The sequence below is a fragment of the Saprospiraceae bacterium genome, from assembly GCA_026129545.1.
Lineage (GTDB): Bacteria > Bacteroidota > Bacteroidia > Chitinophagales > Saprospiraceae > M3007.
This window is the reverse complement of the sequence record JAHCHX010000002.1, coordinates 123,182-147,631: the sequence shown is the minus strand read 5'-3', so window position 1 is coordinate 147,631 and position 24,450 is coordinate 123,182. Positions and strand designations below refer to the sequence as shown.

20 protein-coding genes are annotated in these 24,450 nt (G+C 52.7%); 8 read left to right on the top strand and 12 right to left on the bottom strand.

From position 1 onward, the window contains the following. Positions 1-42 precede the first annotated feature (42 nt). The 5 genes from KIS77_14930 to KIS77_14910 form a co-directional block, all read right to left on the bottom strand. On the bottom strand, positions 43-891 hold the full coding sequence (locus tag KIS77_14930; protein ID MCW5923636.1) for a hypothetical protein: 849 nt from the start codon (positions 889-891) through the stop codon (positions 43-45). Between the two features lie 158 nt (positions 892-1,049). Then, positions 1,050-2,723, bottom strand: a complete 1,674-nt coding sequence (locus tag KIS77_14925; protein MCW5923635.1) for a hypothetical protein — start codon at positions 2,721-2,723, stop codon at positions 1,050-1,052. 69 nt (positions 2,724-2,792) lie between these two features. Further along, on the bottom strand, positions 2,793-3,374 hold the full coding sequence (locus tag KIS77_14920; protein ID MCW5923634.1) for a hypothetical protein: 582 nt from the start codon (positions 3,372-3,374) through the stop codon (positions 2,793-2,795). Between the two features lie 200 nt (positions 3,375-3,574). After that, positions 3,575-4,513 carry a hypothetical protein gene (locus tag KIS77_14915; GenBank protein MCW5923633.1) on the bottom strand — a complete coding sequence of 313 codons (939 nt, stop codon included), beginning with the start codon at positions 4,511-4,513 and terminating at the stop codon, positions 3,575-3,577. Between the two features lie 307 nt (positions 4,514-4,820). Beyond that, positions 4,821-5,087, bottom strand: coding sequence for a hypothetical protein (locus KIS77_14910; GenBank protein ID MCW5923632.1), 267 nt, complete (start codon positions 5,085-5,087; stop codon positions 4,821-4,823). A gap of 222 nt (positions 5,088-5,309) precedes the next feature. Between KIS77_14910 and KIS77_14905 the strand changes: the two genes are divergently transcribed. Then, a complete protein-coding gene (locus KIS77_14905) occupies positions 5,310-6,239 on the top strand; it encodes a cytochrome-c peroxidase (protein MCW5923631.1) in 930 nt (309 codons plus the stop codon). 5 nt (positions 6,240-6,244) lie between these two features. On the opposite strand, the gene bcp is transcribed toward KIS77_14905, so the two are convergent. The 3 genes from bcp to KIS77_14890 all read right to left on the bottom strand — a co-directional run bounded on the left by bcp (position 6,245) and on the right by KIS77_14890 (position 9,033). Next, positions 6,245-6,700, bottom strand: a complete 456-nt coding sequence (bcp, locus tag KIS77_14900; protein ID MCW5923630.1) for a thioredoxin-dependent thiol peroxidase — start codon at positions 6,698-6,700, stop codon at positions 6,245-6,247. Between the two features lie 115 nt (positions 6,701-6,815). After that, a complete protein-coding gene (locus tag KIS77_14895) occupies positions 6,816-7,535 on the bottom strand; it encodes a DUF4197 domain-containing protein (GenBank protein ID MCW5923629.1) in 720 nt (239 codons plus the stop codon). Between the two features lie 457 nt (positions 7,536-7,992). Next, a complete protein-coding gene (locus tag KIS77_14890) occupies positions 7,993-9,033 on the bottom strand; it encodes a PrsW family intramembrane metalloprotease (protein ID MCW5923628.1) in 1,041 nt (346 codons plus the stop codon). Between the two features lie 135 nt (positions 9,034-9,168). On the opposite strand from KIS77_14890, the gene KIS77_14885 reads away from it, so the two are divergent. The 4 genes from KIS77_14885 to KIS77_14870 all read left to right on the top strand — a co-directional run bounded on the left by KIS77_14885 (position 9,169) and on the right by KIS77_14870 (position 13,265). After that, the gene (locus KIS77_14885) at positions 9,169-9,966 is read left to right on the top strand and encodes an inositol monophosphatase (protein ID MCW5923627.1); all 798 of its coding nucleotides are present in this window, start codon (positions 9,169-9,171) and stop codon (positions 9,964-9,966) included. 77 nt (positions 9,967-10,043) lie between these two features. Continuing rightward, positions 10,044-10,493 carry a DUF1573 domain-containing protein gene (locus KIS77_14880; protein ID MCW5923626.1) on the top strand — a complete coding sequence of 150 codons (450 nt, stop codon included), beginning with the start codon at positions 10,044-10,046 and terminating at the stop codon, positions 10,491-10,493. Positions 10,494-10,849: 356 nt separating this feature from the next. Continuing rightward, positions 10,850-12,520: an energy-dependent translational throttle protein EttA gene (gene ettA / locus KIS77_14875; GenBank protein MCW5923625.1), complete on the top strand. Its 1,671-nt coding sequence runs from the start codon at positions 10,850-10,852 to the stop codon at positions 12,518-12,520. Between the two features lie 190 nt (positions 12,521-12,710). After that, on the top strand, positions 12,711-13,265 hold the full coding sequence (locus KIS77_14870) for a cob(I)yrinic acid a,c-diamide adenosyltransferase (protein MCW5923624.1): 555 nt from the start codon (positions 12,711-12,713) through the stop codon (positions 13,263-13,265). 258 nt (positions 13,266-13,523) lie between these two features. Here KIS77_14870 and KIS77_14865 read toward each other — a convergent pair whose 3' ends face one another. Both KIS77_14865 and KIS77_14860 read right to left on the bottom strand, forming a co-directional pair. After that, positions 13,524-15,032, bottom strand: a complete 1,509-nt coding sequence (locus tag KIS77_14865; GenBank protein ID MCW5923623.1) for a RagB/SusD family nutrient uptake outer membrane protein — start codon at positions 15,030-15,032, stop codon at positions 13,524-13,526. 52 nt (positions 15,033-15,084) lie between these two features. Next, on the bottom strand, positions 15,085-18,084 hold the full coding sequence (locus KIS77_14860; GenBank protein ID MCW5923622.1) for a TonB-dependent receptor: 3,000 nt from the start codon (positions 18,082-18,084) through the stop codon (positions 15,085-15,087). 78 nt (positions 18,085-18,162) lie between these two features. On the opposite strand from KIS77_14860, the gene KIS77_14855 reads away from it, so the two are divergent. After that, positions 18,163-18,720, top strand: a complete 558-nt coding sequence (locus tag KIS77_14855) for a Uma2 family endonuclease (GenBank protein MCW5923621.1) — start codon at positions 18,163-18,165, stop codon at positions 18,718-18,720. Here KIS77_14855 and KIS77_14850 read toward each other — a convergent pair. Then, a complete protein-coding gene (locus KIS77_14850) occupies positions 18,717-20,936 on the bottom strand; it encodes a glycoside hydrolase family 3 C-terminal domain-containing protein (GenBank protein MCW5923620.1) in 2,220 nt (739 codons plus the stop codon). The genes KIS77_14855 and KIS77_14850 overlap by 4 nt on opposite strands. Positions 20,937-20,989: 53 nt before the next feature. Between KIS77_14850 and KIS77_14845 the strand changes: the two genes are divergently transcribed. Beyond that, entirely contained in the window at positions 20,990-21,565 is a 576-nt protein-coding gene (locus KIS77_14845) for a Uma2 family endonuclease (protein MCW5923619.1), read from the top strand. A 26-nt stretch (positions 21,566-21,591) separates the two neighbouring features. Next, the gene (locus KIS77_14840) at positions 21,592-22,173 is read left to right on the top strand and encodes a Uma2 family endonuclease (protein MCW5923618.1); all 582 of its coding nucleotides are present in this window, start codon (positions 21,592-21,594) and stop codon (positions 22,171-22,173) included. Between the two features lie 58 nt (positions 22,174-22,231). On the opposite strand, the gene KIS77_14835 is transcribed toward KIS77_14840, so the two are convergent. Then, positions 22,232-24,406: a prolyl oligopeptidase family serine peptidase gene (locus tag KIS77_14835; protein ID MCW5923617.1), complete on the bottom strand. Its 2,175-nt coding sequence runs from the start codon at positions 24,404-24,406 to the stop codon at positions 22,232-22,234. Positions 24,407-24,450: the final 44 nt, after the last annotated feature.

Genomic DNA, 24,450 nt, shown 5'->3' with positions numbered 1-24,450 from the left:
ATTGTCTGGTCGTGGTGATTTTCAAAAAAGAGGGCATTGGGGTCATTTCAAGCAATCGCCCAAATCGCCCAAACGCACTATCTGGAGACCAGCGTGGGCAAACAAGCCGTCCCAGAAACCGTCCAACATTCGCTTGGTGTTGCTGTCGCCATCGTCGGAAAGGCAGTAGGATGTCGTGTAGCAATACACTTTGGAAATGGGAAGATTGTTTTGACGCAATGTGTTTTTAAGGCTGAGCGCAATCTGGCGCATGGTAGAGTTGGCATCGTTTGATTTTCTTTGCATTTCTTCCAACACACTTTCCTCAAAGCGATATATGCCTCCGTTGTAGGGGTTGTTGCTGAGCAGCCTGTATGATTGACGGTCGAAGTCGTTGCTCAAGTCTATTTCTCGCCAAGATGTTATGAAGACGATTCGCACCTCTTCGCCGGGCGATATGCTGCGGAGGCGATTGCTCAACAGGTGCAAGGAGGCCACGATTTGGTTGCAGCCTATCTCGTTTGTCTCACTCAAATTTGCGAAGTCTTTGAGCCATCTGCCTTCGACTTGGTCTTTGGTGGTGAAGCTGCCCTCGTTGAGCATATCGCTTTCCTGTGGGTCTATCCGACAATTTGGCAAGAGGTTTTTGCCTTCGGAGGTATTGCAACTTAAAGGGTAAAGCTCCACCCGGACTGGCGTGTAACCCGGCCCTGCAAGATATTTTTTTTGCAAACGCGCCTTGAGGTCAGCGCATTTTTCGACATCTCGCAATACATGCTCATCGCAAAACAGCAGCAAAATTTTAGCGGGCGCTGAAGTCTTGCTGATTTCGGGAGGCTCCATGCAACAGCTGCGGTAAAACAAGAGAGATAGTGCCAGCAAAACAATCAATCGAAAATGGGTGGCTTGCATGGTTGAAATTTTTTTATGAACAATATATCCAGGTTAAAGAGGATTTGAAGATTTCCTTGATTGATTTGTGTGATTTTCAAAGGATTGCGAGCGCCGCCCGTTCAAAACCACCTTGTCCGCCCCTTGTATTTAAAGGGCGGATTTGCGTTGACTATAACTCATGCGTTTTCATCGAAGGATTTAAGGTAGTGCCTCATCACCTTGCGACTATACACCATGTCGAGAAGGGCAGCAGGGTCGTATTCTTTTTTCCTCATCAGGTCGCTCAGCCCTCGCTGGTGACCCAACCGGAAGGCATTGGCTGCGGCCTGTTTCAGACTTTCGAGTGTGGCCGCCAGGTCCCAGTCCTCCATGTTGATGGAAGCCGTTGACTGCAACTCTCCTATTCTTCGGTGCGCTTGCTCTTTCTGCCTCCTCAATTGCTCTATCTTGTCTTCTCGTTTTATTATCTCTGCTTCTCGCAAATCCACAAATTCGTCTGAGTCTTTGAGTGGCAAAAACTTGAAAGGCGATTTTTTTCGGGCATTGCAGAATTGCTCATATCCGTCAATGAATTCCACATAGAGCATCCCGGCCACGCTTGAAAAAAGCAACGTGATGCCAAAAAAAATCAGGGCGTATAAGTAGAGCAGGAATGGCTCTATTAGGTTTTTCAGTTTTGCTTGCGCCTCGGCATCCCCAAGTTTGGTTGGGTTTAGCACAGATATTCCGACTATCATCAACAAGCTGGCTATTCCTACGACCCACAAAATAGAACGCGTCGCCACTGACCTATCGCTGGATTTGGAGATGATGGTTTTGACCAATATGCCCAAAGCAAGCGGGTAAGCCACACAAAAAACATAGATGGCGTTTAGCAGAATCAGCTTTGTCGTAGGGTTGCTGGATAAAACAACTTGGTCCATTTCCAGCACTTTTCTGTTCAGGTGGTAAATGATGAAAAACTCGCCGCCTAAGGTCAGCAGGAAAAAAATGAGGTTGAAGATGATTCGGGTGCTTCCCGATACCGCTATGTTTTCGTTTTTATGAGCTGTGGCCAATCGCGAATATCGCTTGAAAAGATTCGCTTGTTCGCTTTCCAGTTCTTCGATAGCGCGCGCACGCTCTTTTGGGGTAGCTATGTTTTTCAGCTCCTCGCTTTTTTGCAGAATCCGTTCTTTGGCCTGCGCTATGAACGCCAATTCCGTTTGTTTGCGCTCTTCCATGATTTGTTGATGGTCGTGCACAAAACGGTCGTTGTATTGCGAAGACAAGTGGTTCTTGATTTCATCTTTGAAGGTCTGAATCTCTTGTCGAAGTCGAGCGGCAGTGCTGTTTGGGGTTTGTTCGTCCAAATCGGCCGCAAGCCTTTCCACTTCTTGGTTCAAGTGCTCCAGTTGATTTTGTGCCTCGATTATTTCTGCCCCGAAGACCTCGCGAAGCTTGTTTTCTGAATGAATCAAGGCATCGAAACCACTCTCTATGGCTGCCACCCCTTGATTGTGATGGCAGGCATCCAGCCCACATTTGTAACCCATCTTGTAGAACGGTGAGCGGCTGATGTTGGCCGCGTCGTGCAGCCAAGCCAACATTTTTTTCAACGAAAAATGGCCTTGAAATAGGTCTTCCGTGTCTTTGGGTGGAGCATGGTTTTCATTGGGCGCGCCATTCTGAGGCGTTTCGTTTTCTTTGTTTGACGAGTCTGTGCCATTCTCCGTGCTTGATGTGTTAGCCTCATCATTGCGCCTGCTTCGCGGAGGGAGCAGGAATTTTACCATGTTGTCCCAAAAGCTTTTGAGCGTTTCCGCGAGTGCCTGTAGGGTGCGAGCCTTGTTCGATTGTGTTGTGAGCATTGGGCAGTCGTTTGGATGGTGGTGTCATGATTGCAAAAGCGTTTCGACCGTCAAATTTCAAATGCGTTTTCAGGCAGCGGGAGACTGCGAGCCACCGTCCAAGTCATCCAGTTGTTGGCGGATGCCAGCACCCTCATTGTAGCCTTTGCGGAACTCGCGAAGGTTGGTGCGCATGGTCTCCAATGAGCTGTTGTGTTGCGTTTTGAGCTCATTCACCATTTTTTCCAGCACGTTGGATAGATTCATCGCTTGAACTTGTTCATCGAGCTTGGCGCTCAGTTTGTCAAAGCCTTCTTCGGTTTTTTTAAAAATATCTGACACTTTGTTGCGCTGCTCGACATAGTATTCGGGGCCGGGAGGAGGTTGCATGGCTGCCCAAATCGCCGTCTCGATTTCCAGTTGTCTGACAAATTGCAGATGCTTTTGCACCATGCCATTTGCTATGCTATCAACTCTTTTTGCGGTCTCCTCGAAATTGTGGAGCAGCCCGTTGACGGCATCAATAGTTTTCTGAACGAGGTTTGATTGATGCGCCTCTGCGCTTGTGATTTCTGCCTCAAGCGCCGTCACCGTGTCATTGAATCTGCCCACATCTTTGGCTCGACCCAGCTGGAAGCCTGAGTGGTAAAAGGTTTTTTCTTTCTCTTGCATGGTTGAAATGGTTGAAAATGTTAATCAGGTTCGTAAAAACTTAGGCAGCCCCAAGCGCATAAGACTCGGTTGGCAGGCTTTTAGGTTTTTGACAGGATTTACAAGATTTACAGGATTTTTGGCGGCGAAGCCACTTTGTTGAACCTATAAATTTTGTGAATCCTGTCAAAAATTGAATGTCTGCTGTCCTGCCTAAGTGTTTACTCAAGTTCTTGAATTTTGAAACTGACGCGGCGCTCGTAAGGGTTCGCCCGAGTTCTCATAGCAGTGCCTCTATAGGTCAACTGAACATTGCGCAGCAGAGAGGATTGGCTCATTTCCAAGGTCGTTTGAAGCAACTTCATGCCCTCGAATCCCCGCGCATACGCCAATTGTTTGTTGCCTGTGTCTCCCGATGCTATTCTGTTTCCGATGTTTTGGCCAGCTCCGTTGGAGAAAGGAAGAGCTTCGCCAGTATTGCTCCAACGACCATCCCGATAATAGGGAATGCCTCCCTGACGAACGGGCGAGCCATCGGCAAATCCCTCTGCGACAATGCCAAAACGACGTTTGGGATAGTTGCGAACTATCTCCTCATATCGCTCCGCTATGTGTCCGATAATTATCATGCTAACAGGGTTCAGTCGAAAATCGCCAGAGTCAAAAAACACGGAGTAGTCGCCCTTGGATTTTTCCACCGATAACCGAAGTATTTCCAATAGGCTCTTATGTCTCTCTACTATCCGTTTATACTCGGCCATGAAAGATTCATCTTGCTCGAAGGACCATAGAATAGCCCCCAAGTCAAGGTCGGTATTCAATGGGTCGTTTTTGAATGAATCATACAAGGGCAATTGTTTCAAGGCTCCTTTGATAAAACCTGCCAATTCGGGTATGAACGTCTCCGGCTGAATAGGATACCCGATGCCTATTCTGCAGATAAACTGTTGATTTTCGCAATCATAGAGCACCGAGTCATATATGCCAATCAGGATTTTATCCAAATCAGGGTGTATAATGGTTTCCAAGTCTTCCTTGTTGGCGGCATCATTTAGATACGATACCCGCTGCTCATCGAGCGGGAATGCTATTTTTTTCCGACATATCTCATCAATGGCTTGGCTATATGCTTTTGCCCTGATATTGAGAAAATCGTTCAATGCATTCGTGTCTTTGGGAATAGAGTACTCAAAATGAAATGTCTCATATCCCTTCGGAGGTCGGGTATTTCGCCCGGTATATGTATATCTTCTCCCCTCAAAGTATTGTTGATTGTTTTGAACGACTATTGTTTTATCGCATCCGGTAGTAGGTTTTTCGGCAGGGTTGCCTTCACATTTGTCAATTACTTTTATACAAATTCCTGTTAACCCAGCTATTATGGCTGGCCAAATTGCGATTTTTAGTGCTTCTGACATTTTCATAGAAAAAAAAATTGAACCCCACCTGTAATAGGTCGTGTGTGTTTCAATGACTATCCAAATAAGCCCGTATCGCTTCCACTGCAACGACTAAATCATCAAACCGCTCCATGAGAAAATCCAACGCCCAGCCGGGCAACGCATCCTGAACAGCGGGACTCATCAAGGCGCGCTGTCCGACAACCACGATTTCATCGGAGAAATGATAGAAAAGTGCCTTTATAGCTCGGCTCTTGGCAATGAGCAAGGCAGCTTTGGCGATTCCTATTTTGCCACCGATGACTTTAAGCAGAATGAAGAAGAATGAAAACATGACTGGTTCCCTTTTTTATACCTTGTATCGTGAGCCTTTTACACATAAGCTTGCTCGATACGCTCGTTGGTACCCACGTGCCGCGTCAATTTTTTTTGACATTGGAAAATTTGGTCGCAAAAACCTGCGGGTGGTGGCAGGAGGCATCTGATTTTCAACTCTTTTGCAAACATTTCCAAAACACCCTTCCGCCCCACTTTTTGCCTTCTTACTTTTGCCCCCATGAATGTTCGGCCCACCATACTCGTTTTTGCCGCACTCGCCATCTTGCTGCTTTCCTTTGCCAAAGCCGATTTCCCAACGGCGGAGGAATTGGGCGAGCGCCTTTTTTCCGACCCTATTCTCTCGTTGGACAGCACGATTAGTTGCGCCAGCTGCCACATCCCGCAATTTGCATTTGCCGATACCGCCCGCGTGAGCCGGGGCGTGGGTGGGCGCTTGGGCAAACGCAACTCGCCCAGCATCACCAATATGTCGGCTCGGGCGCACTTTTTTTTCGATGGGCGGGCGCTCACGTTGGAGCAACAGGTGCTGATGCCGATTCAAGACACGCTGGAAATGCGTGCCACGCCGGAGCTGGTGACCATGCGCCTCCGCAGAAGCCCCGAATACGGCCCGGCATTCGTTCATCTTTTTGGAAAAGAAGCAGATATGGAGTCGCTGGCCAAGGTATTGGCTGATTTCATCCGTACCTTGGAGACCTCCGACACGCCTTTCGACCGCTGGATGATGGGCCAACCCAATCCCATGAGCGAGGCCGCCGTGCGCGGCCGCGAGATTTTTATGGATAAGGGAAAATGTTTTGACTGCCACTTTTCGCCAGACTTCACTGGCGATGAGTTTCGCAACATCGGCCTTTTCAACGGCCAGAACCTGAATGATGTGGGGCGATTTGCCATCACGAGCGATAGCGCAGACTTGGGCAAAATGAAAGTGCCGGGACTGCGCAATGTGGCAGTCACGGCACCCTATATGCACAATGGGATGTTCCAGACATTGGAAGAGGTGATTGACTACTACGACAACCCAAATGCGTTTGTGCACAACGCCATTGGGCGAGATTCGCTCCTGTCGAAGCCGTTGGGACTGACGGCGCAGGAAAAATCAGACCTGAAGGTTTTTCTGGAGGCGCTGACCGACGCGCGATTCTGAGCGCGTCAGGCTTGCAGCAACTGCTCGGCGTGGTTGCCCGTGTCCACCTTGGCGATGATGCGCTCTATTTTGCCTGTTTCATCAATGACGAATGTGGTGCGATGGATGCCATCGTAGGTGCGGCCCATGAATTTTTTGGGTCCCCACACACCATAGGCCTCGGCCACTGCGTGGTCTTCATCGGCCAATAGGCCAAAAGGCAAGTTGTATTTTTCCTGAAACTTGACGTGCTTTTTCACCGAGTCGGGGCTGACCCCGAGTATCTCGTAGCCTCTGGCTTGGAAAGCGCCATAGCCATCGCGCAGGCTGCACGCCTCGGCGGTGCAGCCGGGCGTGTCGTCTTTCGGGTAAAAGTAAAGCACGAGTTTTTTGCCCTTGTAGTCTGAAAGCCGCACGGTTTGGCCTTTTTCGTTGGAGGCCGAAAAATCGGGGGCGGCATCACCTTCTTTTAAGTGAAACATATTGACAGCGAATTGCGAGTGAAAACAAATGAGGCCCCGACGAAGGCTCGGGGGCTGAAAAACGGATGGGACAACGTGAGGCCGTTGCTTTTGTTCAAGCGCGGCGTTCGTTGGCTCACTTCCGGTTGGAGTCTTGCTGCGCAAACACCTTTTGGAGCAGCGCCGTGGAGCGAGCGCCTCTGTTGCGACGGATATTGCGCTCCTCCTCGGCGATTTTGCCAAACAAGCCGTCGAGCGCCTTGCGGGTCACATAGTCGTCGAGGTCGTTGTTCACTTTCGTCACGAGAGGGATTTTGTTGTAGGTATCGGCGGCATTTCGCCAGAGATTGTTCGCGCCGATTTTATCCAAAGAAGCCACGATTTTGGGGTTGAATTTTTCATAAAGTTGTTGGCTCGTGGTTCGGGTGAGGTATTCGGTAGCGGCGTTGTCGGCCCCCAAGAGAATGTTGCGGGCATCCTGAAAAGTCATTTGCCGAATGGCGCTCAAAAAGATTGGCCCGGCCTCTTTGGCCGCCTCTTCCGCGCCTCGGTTCATTTTTTCAATCAGCTCGTTTTCCAGATTGGCAAAACCCGGCACGGGGCGCAGTTTGTCCGCCACCGTTCGTGCCTCCGGGGGCAGCAGGATTTTGTAGGCGCTTTTGAAATAGCCGTCGCGTTGCGAAAGGTTGTTCACGCCTTTTGTGACACCGCTGGAAAGCGCCTCTTTCAGGCCTCGACCGATTTCTTCCAACGTGGGAGCGGACAGCACGCCATCGGTGACATCTTTGAGCGCATCGCACGATGAGAAAGCGAACACGCCAAGCAATAGCAACATGGAGAGAAAGTGTTTTTTCATAATAAAGTGGGTTTGAAGGTTTGAGGGTTTCTGGTTTGATTTGAGGGGGGTGAAGAATGTTCAGAAAAGTGTGTCAGACCCATTGATTCTCGCTTTGTCGGGTTCTGAGGTGTCATCCCGGAAGGATGGAGGGGTGACATCTCAAAAACAGGCCGAGGTGTCACCTTTTTCGTTCCTCAAAAGATGACACCTCTCACAAACCGGGAATAGCTGTGTCGAACCTTCGGGTCTTTATGTTTTTTTATCACTTCTAAGGGGCGCATATATGCTTCGCGCCGCCAAGTTTTGGGCATGGCTACAATCGCAATTTGGTCAGAATCAGGGGCATCAATCATGGTCGTCTGAAAAACCCTAGCGAATCAAGGTATATTTTGGGGCAGTCTGGGATTGGGGGACACATTTGGAACAAAACGGGAAATGATGCTTCGGGTTTTCAAAAAAACAAAAAACGTGGTGACTAACTGCCAGTCAATCGCGTTTTCTCTTCTTGTATCTGCCAGAGACCGCCCTGAATCAGAGAAAAAACGACGACCCAAGCGGCAGCGCCCAGCGCAAAGTATTTAAGATAAAAAGGCAAATAAATCGGGCTGTTCCAAATCATGTGCATCAGCACGGCCATGAGAAACACGCGATAGAAACGCTGGTCGGCCAACATCCTGAAACTGAACGCTCGTTGCGCTTTCACTTTCCAAAGTGCCCCGGCACACATCGCCGTCCACACGATGTGGCCAAACGGCGCGAGCATTCCGCGCTGCATGATGCTGTCAAGCATATCGTCGGCGTTGTAGAGGCCCGCGTAAAAAGCGTAGCCTGCACTCTCGAATGCCGCGAACCCCGTGCCGACGGCGGCGCCAAAAAGCAACCCATTGAGGGTGTAGTGGTAGCGGCGCGTGTTCACCACGATGGCGAGTGCCAGCAATTTGCCGGGTTCTTCCACGATGCCCGCCATGGATGCGCCGAGCCAGTCCAGAGCGAGCGAGTCGCCAATTTGAAAAAACATCATGGAGAGCGTCATGGACACAATGCCGCCGAGAAACACCAGCCGGATGATTTGGTAGAGCGACACGTTGTGCCGCACGTTCATCTCAAAAAAGAAAATAAGCGCCGACAGCGGCACGGCAAACGAGCCTACGATAATCAGCCCCGGCACGAGGTTGATGTTTTCGTATTCTTTCCATGCTTGCACGAAAATGAAATAGACAAACGCGGCACCGAGAAACGTCCGCAGGAACATCCACGGGCGAGGCCATCCGGTCTCTACTTTTTCGATAGGCGGGGTGGTGGTGCGTGTGCCGACGGTGAAGTAGTCCTCGACTTCCTCGGCGGTGTGGCGTTTGAGCGCCTCCGAAAACACGTCGCCGAGATTGAATCCCTTGAGCCGTTCGGTGCCAGCCCAGTCCGTCACATAATCGGATACTTTGCTCGCAAAATTCTGATGCTCAGGCTCGTGTGGTATGTCTTCCCGCTGTTTGTTGAAGTCGTCTTTGGCGTTTTCCATGCGCTTTCGGCTTTTTCCGTTTTGATGTGGGTTGGCAAAAATACACAAAGGTTTTATGTCGCATAACGACGAAAGGCCACGCGCTTGTTTTGACAAGGATTTTTTGAGAACAACGGATTCGCCATCTTTGCCCCCATGAATTTGGAACACCTCACCCTGCTCGCCGGAAAAGCCGTTCAAGAAACCGCTGTCTTCATCCAAGCCGAAACCGGCAAGGTGCAGACTGGGCAAATCGAAGAAAAATTTCTCAATGGCCTCGTCAGCTATGTGGACCGCCATGCGGAGGAAATGCTCGTGGAACGCCTGTCGCGTTTGTTGCCAGAAGCTGCGTTTCTCACCGAGGAAGAAACGGTGGAGCAGCAGGATGCCGAGCTGCAGTGGATTATTGACCCTTTGGACGGCACCACCAATTTTCTCTACGGCGTGCCGCACTTTTCCGTCAGCGTGGGGCTGAAAGCCGGTGATGAGCTGGTGTTGGGCATCGTGCATCACATCCCGCAAGAGGAGACCTTCTACGCTTGGCAGGGCGGCGGCGCCTGGTGCAACGGCCAGCCCATCCGCGTGAGCCAGCGCGGTGAGATGCGGCAGGCGCTGGTGGCCACGGGGTTCCCCTACCACAATTTTAGCCGCGCCGACGAATGGTTCGCAGCCTTGCGGGCGTTCATGGCCGAAGGGCGCGGGGCGCGTAGGTTCGGCTCGGCGGCGCTCGATTTGGCTTGGGTGGCGGCAGGGCGTTTCGATTTGTTTTTTGAATATGGCCTCAACGCTTGGGATGTGGCTGCTGGCGCGGTGCTGGTGCGCGAGGCTGGCGGCCAAGTCACGGACTTCGGCGGCGGCAGCGCCTTCATCGAGCAAAGGGAACTGCTGGCCTGCAACACGGCAGTGTTTGAAAAAGCATTGCAAATAGTGCAAAAGCATTTCAAAACTGCCTGACCGATGTCCCCACCTTATGCACAATAACGTTGAACAGTCGCTCATCGAGCCCGTCATCAGACAAAAGAACACACGACATGAAACGACACTTTTTATTCACCTTCCTCGCCCTCGGCACACTCCTCTCCTGTTCATCCGCTCAAAAAGCGCAACCCGCCCCATCGGCTCCCGCCGACCTCGCCGCCGTCGCCACACCCCCCGCTGCCGCCTTCGTGACATGGGACAAAAAAATGGTGGATTTCGGCAAAGTGAAAAAAGGCGAAAAACGCGAGACGTTTTTTGAGTTCACCAACACCTCCGGCGCCGACGCGCAAATTGACATCGTGGATGCCTGCGAGTGCACCAAAGTGGATTTCCCGCGCGGCATCATCAAGCCCGGCCACAAGGGCCGCCTCGATGTGGTGTTTGACAGCACGGAAAAAGACGCGCCCGAAACCATCGGCATCAACATCGTTTTCAAACAAAACGACGCTGCGGGTTATCCGCGCATCGAGATGGTGGAGTACAAGTTTGAGATAGAGAAATGAAGAGAGGCTCCGGGTAAAAATAAATCGGGACAAGAAGGGGATAATGCCTTTTGTGGCTTTCTTTCTCACAAGTGATATTCGTTGACGGAAACTACAAAATTTACGGGATTCATACCCTTTCTCGAAAAAAAACGCAGTAAATCTTGTATATCCAGTCTAAATGAAAAACTTGCAAGTCGTCCTTTCCTCCGCTGCCCCATAAATTTCAAATCTCCTTCAAATCCCTCCCGTCTTCCGCCTACCTTTGCGCCCGCCTTGTAGGTCGGAGCGACGTTCTGTCCCCGCGCACTGTCAGAACAGCGTTACTGCGTACAGCAAATCACCGAATCAACATTTCCACAAATCAACAAAAATAGATGTCCGAAAAAATCATCTTCTCCATGTCCGGCGTGAGCAAGACCTTCCCGCCGAGCAAACAAGTGTTGAAAAACATCTGGCTGTCGTTTTTCTACGGCGCTAAAATCGGCGTGCTTGGTCTAAATGGCTCCGGTAAGTCCACACTGCTCAAAATCATCGCTGGTCTCGACCAGAACTACGAGGGCAAAATCGAGTTCGAGAAACAATACAAAATCGGCTACCTCGCCCAGGAACCCGAGCTCGACAACTCGAAAACCGTCCGCCAAATCGTGGAGGAAGCCGTGCAACATATCGTGGACTTGCTCCAAGAAAATGAGGACATCGGCATGAAACTCGGCGAAGTCACCGACGACGACGAAATGATGAAACTCATTGAGCGCCAAGGCGAAGTGCTCGAACAAATCGAGCACCTCGGCGGCTGGGAACTCGACTACCGCCTCGGTGTATTTATGGACGCGCTGCGCTGCCCGCCCGACGACACGCCCATCAAAATCTGCTCCGGCGGCGAGCGCCGCCGCGTCGCCTTGGCACGACTGCTGCTCTCGCAGCCCGACATCCTGCTGCTCGACGAGCCGACGAACCACCTCGACGCCGAGTCGGTGCAGTGGCTCGAACAATACCTTCAGAACTTCCCCGGCACGGTCATCGCCGTCACCCACGACCGCTATTTCCTCGACAACGTGGCTGGCTGGATTCTCGAACTCGACCGCGGCGAGGGCATCCCGTGGCAGGGCAATTACTCCTCTTGGCTCGACCAAAAAGCCAAACGTCTGGCACAAGAGGAAAAGCAGGAGGACAAGCGTCGCAAACAACTCGAACGCGAACTCGAGTGGGTGCGCATGGGCGCAAAAGGTCGCCAAGCCAAAGGCAAAGCCCGTCTGAATGCCTACGAAAAAATGGCCGGTGAAGAAGCCAAAGAAAAGGAAGCCAAACTCGAACTCTGGATTCCCAACGGTCAGCGCCTCGGCGACAATGTCATCGAGGTGAAGAACGTGACCAAGTCTTTTGGCGACCGCGTGCTTTTTGAAAATTTATCCTTCACCGTGCCGAAAAATGCCATTGTCGGCATCATCGGCCCGAACGGCGTGGGCAAATCCACCCTGTTCAAAATGCTGGTGGGCAAAGAAAAACCCGATTCTGGCAGCATCACCATTGGCGACACAGTGCAGATGAGCTATGTGGACCAAAGCCACGAGGCACTTTTGCCGGAAAAAACGATTTATGAAATCGTGTCGGAAGGCAACGACCTCATTCAGGTCGGCAATGCGAGCGTGAACGCTCGCGCTTATCTCTCCCGGTTCAACTTCACGGGTGCCGACCAGCAAAAAAAACTCGGCGTTTGCTCCGGCGGCGAGCGCAACCGCGTCCACCTCGCCATGACGCTCAAAGAGGGCGGCAACGTGCTGCTGCTCGACGAGCCGACCAACGACATTGACGTGAACACACTCCGCGCCTTGGAAGACGCGCTCGACGATTTCGCAGGCTGTGTGCTCATCATCAGCCACGACCGCTGGTTCATTGACCGCTTGGCGACCCACATCCTTTCCTTCGAGGACGACGCGGAAGTGGTGTTTTTTGAAGGAAACTTTACCGATTACGAAGAAATGAAAAAAGCCAAACTTGGCGACATCACGCCGCACCGCCCGCGGGTGAAGCATATTTTGAAGTAATTGACTTGTCGCGGTGGGGTCTTTGAGCGGGGGGGGATTGCCATTTTTTCGACTGCTGAGACAAATTTTGCAAAGTTTGCTCCCGATTTGACGGAGCGCATCGGGCATATTCGACGAAAAATTTAGCGAAACCAGTCGGAAAAAGAGCTTCCCTATTGCCAAACCTCTCCACCGCGACAACTCTAACAATATGGCTTTCAGAATCTACACTAAAACAGGAGACAAGGGCGAAACAGCCCTTTTTGGCGGTCGCCGGGTGCCGAAAAGCCACCTTCGGGTGGACGCTTACGGCACAGTGGACGAGCTCAATTCGTTCGTGGGTTGGCTGCGCGATTCGCTTGATAACCAGCATATACGAGACGTTTTGGCGCAAATCCAACATCGCCTTTTCACCGTCGGCGCTCATTTGGCCTCCGACCCGGCCAAGCACCCGCCCGTGCCGGACCTTCTGCCTTCCGATATTGAGATTTTGGAAAAAGAAATGGACGAAATAGACTCAACTCTACCGCCACTCAAACATTTCATACTTCCCGGCGGGCATTCTACGGTGTCGGTATGCCACGTCTGCCGCACCGTCTGCCGCCGCGCCGAGCGCCTTGCCGTGGCGTTGCACGGCGAGGAACCTGTGGAGGATGTTGTGCTTCAGTATCTCAACCGGCTTTCCGATTATTTCTTCATGTTGGCTCGCCAATTGGCGCACGACTTGGGCGCGGAAGAGGTGAAATGGAATCCAAGAGGCAGTTAGTTTGTTGTTCGTTGTTTGTTGTTCGTTTGTTTGTTGTTGTTGTTGTTGTGAGAATGCAGGAGAAAGAACAACAAACAATCGTTGTGTTTTTTCCTACAACCAAACAACGAACAACAAACAACGAACAACAAACAACGAACAACAAACAACCACCAACAAACAACAAACAACGAACAACAAACAACCACCAACAAACAACGAACAACGAACAACAAACAACAAACAACAAACAACAAACAACGAACAACAAACGAGCCATCAGTATCCCGGATTCTGCCTGATGCTTCCATCCGTCAAATCCACCTCGCTTTGTGGGATGGGCAGGAGCCAGTGTTTGGGGGCAACGAAATTTTTCCCGACGGCTTGCATCACTTGTTCCGCACGTCCCCACCGCAAAAGGTCGAACCAACGGTGCTGCTCCATAGCCAATTCTGCCCGGCGCTCGCGATAGATTCTTTCCCGAAGCAGTGCTTGGTCCGTCACCGTCACGTCGGGCAACACCACTTGGCTGGTACCACGAGCGCGTTTGCGCACTTGATTGAGGAAAATCAATGCCTCGGCGGGCTTGTTGTTTTCGTTCAAAGCCTCTGCCGCCACCAACAGCACATCGGCATAGCGCAGGATTCGAATGTTGCCCGGCCCGTTGTCTTGCAAACCGGGATGGGGCGGCACCCATGCTTTCTGATTGAAGCGCGGCACAAGTATTTCTGGGTTGGGTTGCACCACCGTCACGCCATCGGGCAATACTTCGCCGACATAAATCACCGTCGCGTCGCGGCGGGGGTCGCCATTTTCATAAAAAGACACGAGGTTGTCCGAAGGGCGGTTGAAGCCCCAGCCGAGGTTGGGGTTGCCCCGCACGCCTTGTATCATGTTGTAGGGTGTGGCACCCGGTCCCACCACGCCGCCGGCATCGGGCTGCAACGCGGCGGCGGTGATTTCGAACACGGATTCAGCGCCATTTTCGCCAATCGGCAAAAAATTGTCGGAGTACCTCGATAGCAGGTTGTACTGCATTGAATTGATGAGGTCGAGACTGTACTGCTCCGCCTTGGGGAAGTCTTTTTTCAAAAGATAGAGTTTTGCCAAAATGCCTTGCGCCGCACCTTTCGTGGCGCGGCCCAAGTCCTTCGGCTCGTAGCCGGACTTGTTTGGGAGAGCCTCTATGGCATCGAGCAAGTCGCGTTCGATGAGGGCGTGCACCTCACCGACGGGTCGGCGGCTTTGGTTGTAGTAATCCTCGGCGCTTAGTGGCTCGGTGATGATTGGCAAATCGCCGAACCACTGCACCAGCAAGAAATACGAATAGGCCCGCAGGAATTTGCACTCGCCGATGAGCCGCTTGCGCAAGGTTTCGTTCATGTTTGGCACATCGGGGATGCGTTTGATGGCGATGTTGGCGCGTGCGATAGCGCGATAGTAGCCCGTCCAGACTTGGCTGAAGTAAGTGTTGGCGGCATCGAAGTTGAAGTTGTCAATGTCGGCCAGCAAGGGCTGGTCGTTGGGCGTGGAGCCTTTGTCCGCGTCGTCGCTGATGATGTCGGTGACGCCGAGATAACCCAAGCCCACACATTCCCACGAGCGGAATTGATTGTAAACGGCGTTGGTGGCCTGAATGGCTTGCGCTTCCGTGGCAAAAAAGGTGTCGTAGGTCAGCTCGCCGAGTGGTTTGCGGTCGAGAAATTCTTTTTTGCAGCCTACGACTGTGCTTGTCGTGAGGGCAAGCGCGAGGATGATTTTTGGCGAAAAAGCAAACTTCTGTTTCATATTGCTATTATTTTTTTGAACTCGCGTTTTTTTTCAACTTTGATACTGCGCTTTAGAATGACACATCCAGCCCGAAAAGGAGCGTCTTGGCAATCGGGTAATTCCCGTAATCAAGCCCAGCGGTGAAAACGCTGCTGCCGGGAAATTCCGGCGAGTAACCCGAATACTGCTGTTTGGTCCAAAGGTTGGTGCCGCTGGCATACACTCTAAAGCGCGTCAACCCAATTCTGGAAACCACCTTGCCGGGGAGCGAATAACCCAATACGATGCTTCGCAGTCGGAAAAATGAGCCATCCTCTACCCAATAGTCAGACATTCGATAGTTGTGTCCGCCGTTGGTGATGCGTGGTTTGTCGGTGCTGGTGCCCGGCCCTGTCCAGCGCCCGTCGAAGAACGATTGTTCCCAGTTGTAGACCGCGAAACGCGCCAAGGCCTTGGTGTTGACCACTTTGTTGCCGGACACGCCGAAGAAATCCGCAGCAAAGTCGAGGCCTGCAAAGTCGAAGCTCGCCGTGAAGCCGTAGTTGAACTTCGGAATCGGGCTGCCCAAATAGGTGCGGTCTTCCGAGTTGATGACACCGTCGCCATTCAGGTCAACATAGCGCAAGTCGCCGGCTGTTTCGTTGCCGAGGCGCGGGCTGCTCGCGGCTTCGTCGGCAGTTTGGAAAACGCCGTTGGTGACAAAACCATAAAAACTGCCGATGGGTTGGCCTACCTCTGTCAAGGTGGCGAAATCGCCTTGCGCCGTGCCGCCGTTGAACACGCGCGAAAGGCGTTTGTCCAATTTCATCACCTCGTTGTCGACAGTGGAAAAAATGCCCGTGATGTTGTAAGAGAACCGATTGTGCGAGTTGCGCCAGCCCAGCGTGAAGTCCCAGCCTACGTTTTGCACATCGGCCACGTTGACGACAGGATTGCCCTGCGAACCGACGTAAGAAGGTATGGGTGGGGCGGAGAGAATGTCGTAGGTGTAGCGATTGTACCAGTCCACCTCTGCCGTCAAGCGATTGTTGAGCAGCGCAAACTCTACCCCCACATCGGTCTGGCGGGCGCTTTCCCAGCGCACGTTCGGGTTGGCGAGGAAGATGAGCGAGGCGCCTTGGTTGAGCGTCTCATCGGGGCCGAGTATGACCCCCAGATTGCCCGTGATGGAGCCGAACGAAGGGTAGAGTTGGGTTTTGTCGTTGCCCACTATGCCCCACGAAGCGCGTAGTTTCAAGCGGTCGAACACTCGTTGGCTAGCCATGAATCGTTCCTGCGCGATATTCCAACCCACCGCAAAAGAAGGGAAATAGCCCCAGCGGTTGGATGCCGCGAATCGGGAAGAACCGTCGGCACGGATGGAGGCGGTAAGGAGGTAGCGGTCGAACAAAGTGACGTTGATGCGTCCGAGATAGCTCGCCATGGCCCATTCGCCAGCGCCGCCCGAGTTGGTCTGCGTGAGCACATCGCCCGCGTTCAGGAAGAGCAGCTCGTCGTCGCCGGAAGGAAAGTTGCGCCGCCCCGCGCCGAAGAACTCATAGTAGTTTTCCTGCGCGGTGTATCCGCCCAACACATTGAGGCGCAGGTCTTTCCACTCTTTGTCGAAGTTCAGCGTGTTTTCCCAAAGCCAAGAGCGGTTTTCGTTGACACCGATATTGAGTTTGTCCTCGATGTTCAGTTGCGAGTTCGACACCCGGAAAACCGGTTCGTAGTATTTGTCGCGGAAAAAGGCGAAATCGCCGCCCAGGTTGCTGCGGAAAGTAAAGTGTTTGAACAATTTGACGTCGGCGAACACCGTGCCCACGAGACGTCGCCCGGTGGTGTGATTGTTGTTTTTGTAAAACAAATCCGCGGCGGGGTTGGCAATGGCCGCGCCGAAAAATGTCGGGTCGCTGAAATTGCCAACAGAATCGCGCACCCCAAACACTGGCGGCATTCGGTAAGCGGAACCCAACACACCCGGCGGGTTTTGTGATTTGGCATTGAAAAACACGACGTTGTTGCCCAATTTGATGGATTTGTTCAGCTGGTACTCGTTGTTGAGCCGCAGCGAAACCCGCTCAAACTGCGACTCGCGAATGATGCCGTCCTGCTTGAAGTAGTTGGCCGACACATTATAGAGCAGCTTGTCGGAGCCGCCCATGGCGCTGACCTGCACGTTTGCGATGGGGGCATCCCGGAAAATCACGTCCTGCCAGTTGGTTCCTTCGCCCAATGAGGCCGGGTCGGGGAAGTAGGAGGAGTTGGTCAGTTCGTTATAGAGCTGTGCGAACTGCGCGGCGTTGGCCATCGGTATCTGGCGCGTCACTGCTTGGGAGCCATAATAGCTGCCCAGCGAGATGACCGCGTCGCCTTTTTTGCCCCGCTTGGTGGTGATGATGATGACCCCATTGGCGCCCCGGTTGCCGTAAATCGCTGTCGCGGAGGCATCTTTCAGCACCTCGACCGATTCCACATCCTGTGGGTTGACGAATGAAATATCGTCCAGCAACATACCATCCACCACAAAAAGCGGGTTGGCGTTGTTGAGGGTGCCAGTGCCGCGTATTCTGATGATGGCTGCCGCGCCCGGCTGCCCGCTGGCGGGGGTCACATACACGCCCGCGATTTTGCCTTGCAAGGCTTGGTCAACCGACGCGGACGGGATGCGCTCAATATCCTTGGCCTTCACCGTGCCGACCGCTCCTGTGAGGTCGCTTTTGCGCTGGGTGCCATAGCCGACCACGACGATTTCGCCCAAAAGACTGACATCCTCGCCCATGGCTACCTCTATGTACGTCTTGCCATTGAGCGGAACTTCCTTGAGCAAAAAACCCGTGTACTCGAACACCAGCGTGGCATCCGCGCTGCTCACCTCGAAGCCAAAGTTGCCGTCGAAGTCAGTGGTGGTGCCCGCGTTCGCGTCCTTTTCCCTGACGGTGGTGCCAATGAGTGCCTCACCGTTGCTGGCATCGGTCACGCGCCCTGTGACGCGGACTTGTGCAAATGTCGTTTGGAACGACAGCAGGCCGAACAGCAGCAGTGGCAGTGCTGCCCGCCTTTTTTTGAGTTTTGTAAAAATGTGCTTCATACGATTACGGTTTTTATTTCCAAAATGAAAAGTGGTTAGAAAAGACTATTTTTGTTTCGCAAATTCAACTTTTGAACAATGACGACCACGCTGGAAAAAACGCTCACCGTCCGCGAGTTTCTGGAACTGGACATTTTTGAGCCGGGCTATTTCTATGAACTTATCAATGGCGAAATCGTGAAAAGAGTATCTCCCGACACTGACCACCAAAATGCCTCTTCTAACCTGCTGCGAATTTTTTTCCGCCACGTTCCTGAAAAAATGGTGGGGAGAATATTCCACGCCCCCTACGATGTCTATCTCGACGAAGAAAACTTCGTTCAGCCCGACATCATTTTTGTCTCTGCTGCAAAAGCGCACATTATTCAAAGGGGGGGTATCGAGGGCACTCCCGATTTGCTCGTTGAAATCCTCTCGCCCGGCACTTACAAAATTGACCGGGGCGACAAACTCAAAATCTATCAAAGGCTTGGGGTGTCGGAATACTGGATTGTGGACCCGCGCAGCCGCACCATCGAAGTTCATGTCTTAAAAGACGGGGTTTACGATTTGGCTTTTTTGGGCGAGGAAGGCGGCGAGGTGGAGTCAGTGGTGCTGGCGGGCTTGAAAATCAAGGTGGCCGAGGTATTCGCCTAATCCGTCATCCGCACCCGCGCCTTTTTGAAATCCGCCGAATCGCCGCCCACCATGATGTCGAACTCGCCCGCCTCCGTGCCGAAGGTCATGTCGCCCCGCCAAAAACTCAAATCGCGCTCCGTCAGCGTGAATTTCACTTCCCGCGATTCTCCCGCTTTCAACATGATTTTTTGGAAACCTTTCAACTCTTTCACAGGCCGCGTGACCGAGCCGACGAGGTCGCGCACATAAAGTTGCACGACTTCTTCCCCTGCGCGGCTTCCCGAGTTTTTCACGCTCACGGTGATTTGTAAATTTTCTCCTTTCTTGAAAACGGCTTTGTCAACCTTCGGCTCGCTGTAACTAAACGTCGTGTAACTGAGGCCAAAACCGAAGGGGAAAAGCGGTGCGTTTTCCTCGTCAATGTACTTGCTCGTCCATTTTGAGTTCGGGTCGAAAGGCCGCCCTGTGCTTTTTTCGTTGTAAAAAATGGGGACTTGACCGACCGAGCGCGGGAAAGTCATCGGCAATTTGCCAGAAGGATTGTAGTCGCCGAACAGCACGTCGGCGATGGCGTTGCCCGCTTCGGTGCCGAGCCACCAAGTCTCTAAAATGGCGGCGGCGCTTTCGGCGATTTTCGGGATGGCGAGCGGCCTGCCGTTCATCAAAACGACGATGACGGGTTTGCCGGTTTTCACGAGTTCCAGCACCAAATCTTCCTGTACTCCGGGCAAGGTGATGTCGGCGCGCGACGCGGCTTCGCCGCTCATCATGGCTTTTTCGCCGACTGCGACCACCACCACGTCAGCGGTTTGCGCGATGCGCAAGGCTTCGTCGAAGCCGGATTTGTCCGTGCCTTCCATTTCGCAGCCACGCGCAAAAGCGAGGTTCGCCAACCGAAGGTTAGCGATACCTTCTTGCAAACTCACGCAATCATTCGCGTTGCCCGCGCCGTTCCAGTTGCCGATGAGTTCGCTTTTGTTGTCGGCCAGCGGGCCGATGAGGGCTATTTTTTGACTCTTGTTCAGCGGTAAAACATTGTTTTGATTTTTCAACAAAACGATGCTCTTGCGCGACACGTCGCGGGCGGCGGCGCGGTGTTCGAGGCTGAGCAGGGTGGTCGTTTGGCGGGTCTCGTCGCAGAATTTGTAGGGGTCTTCAAACAAGCCCAATTCAAATTTCAGCCTTAAAATTCTTCTCACGGCTTCGTCAATGTCAGCCATTTTGACCTTGCCTTCTTGCACGGATTTTTTCAAAAAACGCTGATAGACCGCGCCTTGCATATCCATGTCCACGCCTGCGTTGAGCGCAAGTTCGCCAGCTGCTTTATCGTCGGCGGCCACGCCGTGATTGACCATTTCGTTGATGGAGGTGTAGTCGGTGACGACGAAGCCCCTGAATCCCCACTCTTTGCGCAGGATGTCGGTGAGCAAGTATTTGTTTCCTGTGGCGGGCACGCCGTCGTAGTCGTTGAAAGAGGTCATCACCGTCGCCGCGCCCGCCCGAACGGCGGCCTCGTAGGGCGGCAGGTAAAACTCGCGGAAGTAGCGTTCGCTCATGTCCACCGTGTTGTAGTCGCGCCCGGCGATGGGCGCGCCGTAGCCGGCAAAGTGTTTCACGCAGGCGAGTAAGGCATCGGTGTCGCCGATTTTTTTGCCCTGAATGCCGCGCACCCGCGCTTCGGCGATGCGGCTGCCGAGGCAGGGGTCTTCACCGGCGCCTTCCATCACGCGGCCCCAACGCGGGTCGCGCGAGATGTCCACCATGGGGGCGAAAGTCCAATTGAGGCCAGCGGCGGCGGCTTCGGTGGAGGAGACGCGGGCGGATTTTTCGATGGCTTCCAGATCCCAACTCGCGGCCTCGCCGAGGGGAATCGGGAAAATGGTTTTGTAGCCGTGAATCACGTCGAATCCAAAGAGCAAGGGGATTTTCAGCCGGGTTTCTTCGACGGCGACTTTTTGCAGCTCGCGCACGAAGCCGACGGTGTGGCTGTTGAACAGGTTGCCGCAAGCGCCGGAACGTATGTCGTTTTTGTAGCCTTCGCGAATCGTCGGCCCAGTGCTGCCCCAGTCGGTGGTGTAGAGGGTGAGCTGGCCGATTTTTTCGTCCAGCGTCATGGCCGCGAGCAGGTCGCTGACGCGCTGTTCGTTGGCAGACGACGGGCGGTAGATTTGAGCCTGTATTGTGTTGAGGTACAGCAGGTTTATGAAAAAAAGGAGGTACGCGAGTTTTCTCATTCTTGAAAGTTTGATGCCTGAAGTGTATTTTTGTCCAATCAAAAATTTACGACATGAAGGACGAAGTTTTGACTACCAGCCGCCCGATGACCGTCGAGGAGTATATCGAGTTCGAGGAACGCTCCGAAATCCGCCACGAATTCATCAACGGAAACCTGATACCTATGCCCGGCACTACCCTATTCCACAATGACATTTGTATCAATCTCGTCATACTGCTTCGTTCGCTGCTGTCAAAAGCAGATTTCAAAATCCAACAGGAAAACGTGAAAGTCCAAATCTCATCTGAGAAGGATTACACTTATCCTGATGTAATAGTGACTGGCGACAAGCGCGATTTCAAGCAACGCTACCTTATTCAGTACCCCTCCGTTATCTTCGAAGTCATGTCCAAAAGCTCCCGCATCGAAGATGCCGCCGACAAATTCATCCGCTACAAGAACATCGCCTCGCTCCAAAATTACATCCTCGTGGACTCTGAAAAAATCTTCGTCGAGGTGCGCGTCAAGTTGGAAAACGGCGAATGGGAAGCGTCCACTTACCTGCAATCCGACGAGCGTTTTTCGATTCCGGCTTTGGGGGTGACGTTGGAGTTATCAGCTGTTTATGAGGGGGTTAGTTTCCTTTGATTTTTTCATTTCAAATGATTTACAACATGAAGGACGAAGTTTTGACTACCAGCCGCCCGATGACCGTCGAGGAATATATCGAGTTCGAGGAACGCTCTGAAATCCGCCACGAGTTTATCAACGGAAACCTGATACCCATGCCCGGCACAACAGTTGACCACAACGATATTTGTTTCAATCTCAAAGCAGCGTTGAAACAAATCCTCAAAAACTTGCGCGTCCAGACGGAGAACGTCAAAGCGCAATTTGGTGCTGAAAATGATTACACCTACCCCGATGTCATCGTAACTTCCGACCCGCGTGATGCCGACAACCAGTACATCATCCAACATCCTTCCGTCATCTTCGAAGTCATGTCCAAAAGCTCGCGGATTTATGACTCTACTGACAAATTCATTCTTTACAAAAACATCGCCTCGCTCCAAAACTACATCCTCGTGGACTCTGAAAAAATCTTCGTCGAGGTGCGCGTCAAGTTGGAAAACGGCGATTGGGAAGCGTCCACTTACCTGCAATCCGACGAGCGTTTCCCGATTCCGGCTTTGGGGGTGACGTTGGAGTTGTCGGATGTTTACGAGGGGGTTAGTTTTATGGTTGATAAAGGTTGATGAAAGTTTATGAAGGTTGATTATCAACTTTTATCAACCCTCATCAACCTTTATCAACCTACTTTTTTTGACTAAAAAGCCACTCCAGCACCGCCGGGTTGTAGTACGTCACGTCCCACACGTTGTGCCCCAGAGTCGAATATTCCGTGTACTGCATCTTGCCGCCGACTTTTTTCAACGCCTCCGCCATTTCCCAAGAAAATTTTGGTTGAACCGCCTCGTCCAAGCGCCCGTGAAACACCCAAAGCGGGATGTTTTTGATACGCTCGACTTGCGAAGCATCGCCGCCACCACAAAGCGGCATACCTGCTGCGAACAAATCGGGGCGGCGCATCAAAGCGTCGAACGTTCCGAAGCCGCCCATGCTCAAACCCGTGATATACACGCGATTGCGGTCAATGTCTGGGTGTTCCTGCAAAGTTTTTTCGAGCAACTCGATGACCATACGCCCCGGCACGGTCGGATTTTTTTCATCAAAAACAAGTTTCGGGTCGCGGGAGGAGCCAGCCCAGCGTTCGTTGGGCGGGCATTGCGGCACGAGCAGGTAGCAAGGGTGTTTTTGGCGCATCTCTTTTTCCACAAAAGCATGGACAGCGTTTTTCATTTGGGAGGAGTTGTCCACACCGCGCTCGCCGGAGCCGTGCAGGAAAATGACTAAAGGATATTGCTCTCCTTTTTTCGGATTCGCTGGTTCTGCCAACTGATAAGGCAGTTTATTCCCCGCCGCGTCTTTGTAATCCAGTCTTTTGAAAAAGCTGTTATTGTCAACGGGAACGTCGGGGTTGGGTTTGGCTTTTTCACCATCGGCCCAAGTAATGCCTTTGGCAAGTTTTGGGAAATCAACTTTGTCGAGCCAGCCGCCGGTGAATCCCGCCCGTTTCAGCCCCTGCACGATGTAGGGGTTTTTTTTCATCAAATTCCAAAGCAGGCCGCTGCGGTAGTTCTCAATCATGAGCACAATGGGGCCTTGGTCAATGCCGAGTTGGTCGCGGTCCACCCAGAACGGATAGCCCGCTTGGGCGTTCGGCGACTTGGCGAGAGCGGTGAACGTTTCGTTGTAGCCGTCGAAAAAGCCATAGGGGCCGACCGGCCAGCGATTCCACATCGCCTCGGCGGTGGGCAGCACCACTTCGGGCGCGAAAGGCATGGACGCGAGCGCGGCCGTGGGGGCGATGGTGCCGTCGTCGTCGAGGTAGTCAATCGCCACGCCGCGCGCGCTGTAGCCGGGGCAAAAGATGCGTTTTCCCTCGTGTTCCATTTCGGCGTCGGGGCCGTCGCCAGCCGTGAGTCCCCAGATATTTTCGCCGTAGCCTTTGAATTTGAGGGGATTGTCAATGCAGTGCTGGCGATTGGCGAGGGTGGCGCGGCGGGAGTTTTCAAAATAATCGAAACCCGCTTTTTTCATGTATGGGTCTTGAATCCCTTTAAAGTCTATCCAAACATGGCTGTACTGGTGGCCGAAATGTGGGCCGAAATTCACCATGTCCTGGCCTTTGAAGTCGGTGCGGTAGTATGATTGGCACCAAGCGTCCCAGCCAGCGGCGGGAATGGGGTGAGTGGGTGAGCCGAGCGCCATGACAACGAGTATCATGGCCTCGTTGTAGCCGCGCCATTCGGCGGCGAGGAAGCCGCGTTCGGGAAACCAGCCCATGCTCATGCGGTGGTGCTCGTTGAGGTACCAGTCGAACTCGACGCGGCGATAGAGGAAGTCGGCAAGAGCGCGGATTTCTTTTTCGGTGGGGTTATTTTGGTCGAAATAACTCATGCACGAGAGCACGCCCGCCATGAGCAAGCCCGTGTCAATACTGGAGAGTTCGACATTTTTGTAACGAAGCGCGTCGTCGTTGTTGAGAAAATGATAGAACCAACCGCGATAACCAGCCGTGCCGGAGGCTTCGGGGCCTTGCGGCAAATTTTTCAAAAAACGAAGGGTGTTCAAGACTCGCTCTGCCGCTTGTGTGCGGGTAATCCAGCCTCTTTCCGCGCCGACGAGGTAGGTGGAAAGGCCAAATCCTGTGGCGGCGATGCTCGAAAAATCGTCGCGGGGGTAGCGGTCGGGGATTTGAAAAGTCGTCTTGTGCGCCAGTTCCCAGAAATAAAGGAAGTGGCGGCGCTGGAGCTCGTCGAGGGAAAAGGGCGGTTTTTCCGCGCCGATGGCGAGAGCGGGTTTTTGTGCTTTTACGAAAGGAAATAGAAAGAAAAGGCTCAATGCCAGCAAATAGCGAGGGAGCATGACGAAACGATTAGACGGTGAACGATGCACGGCACACGGCACAC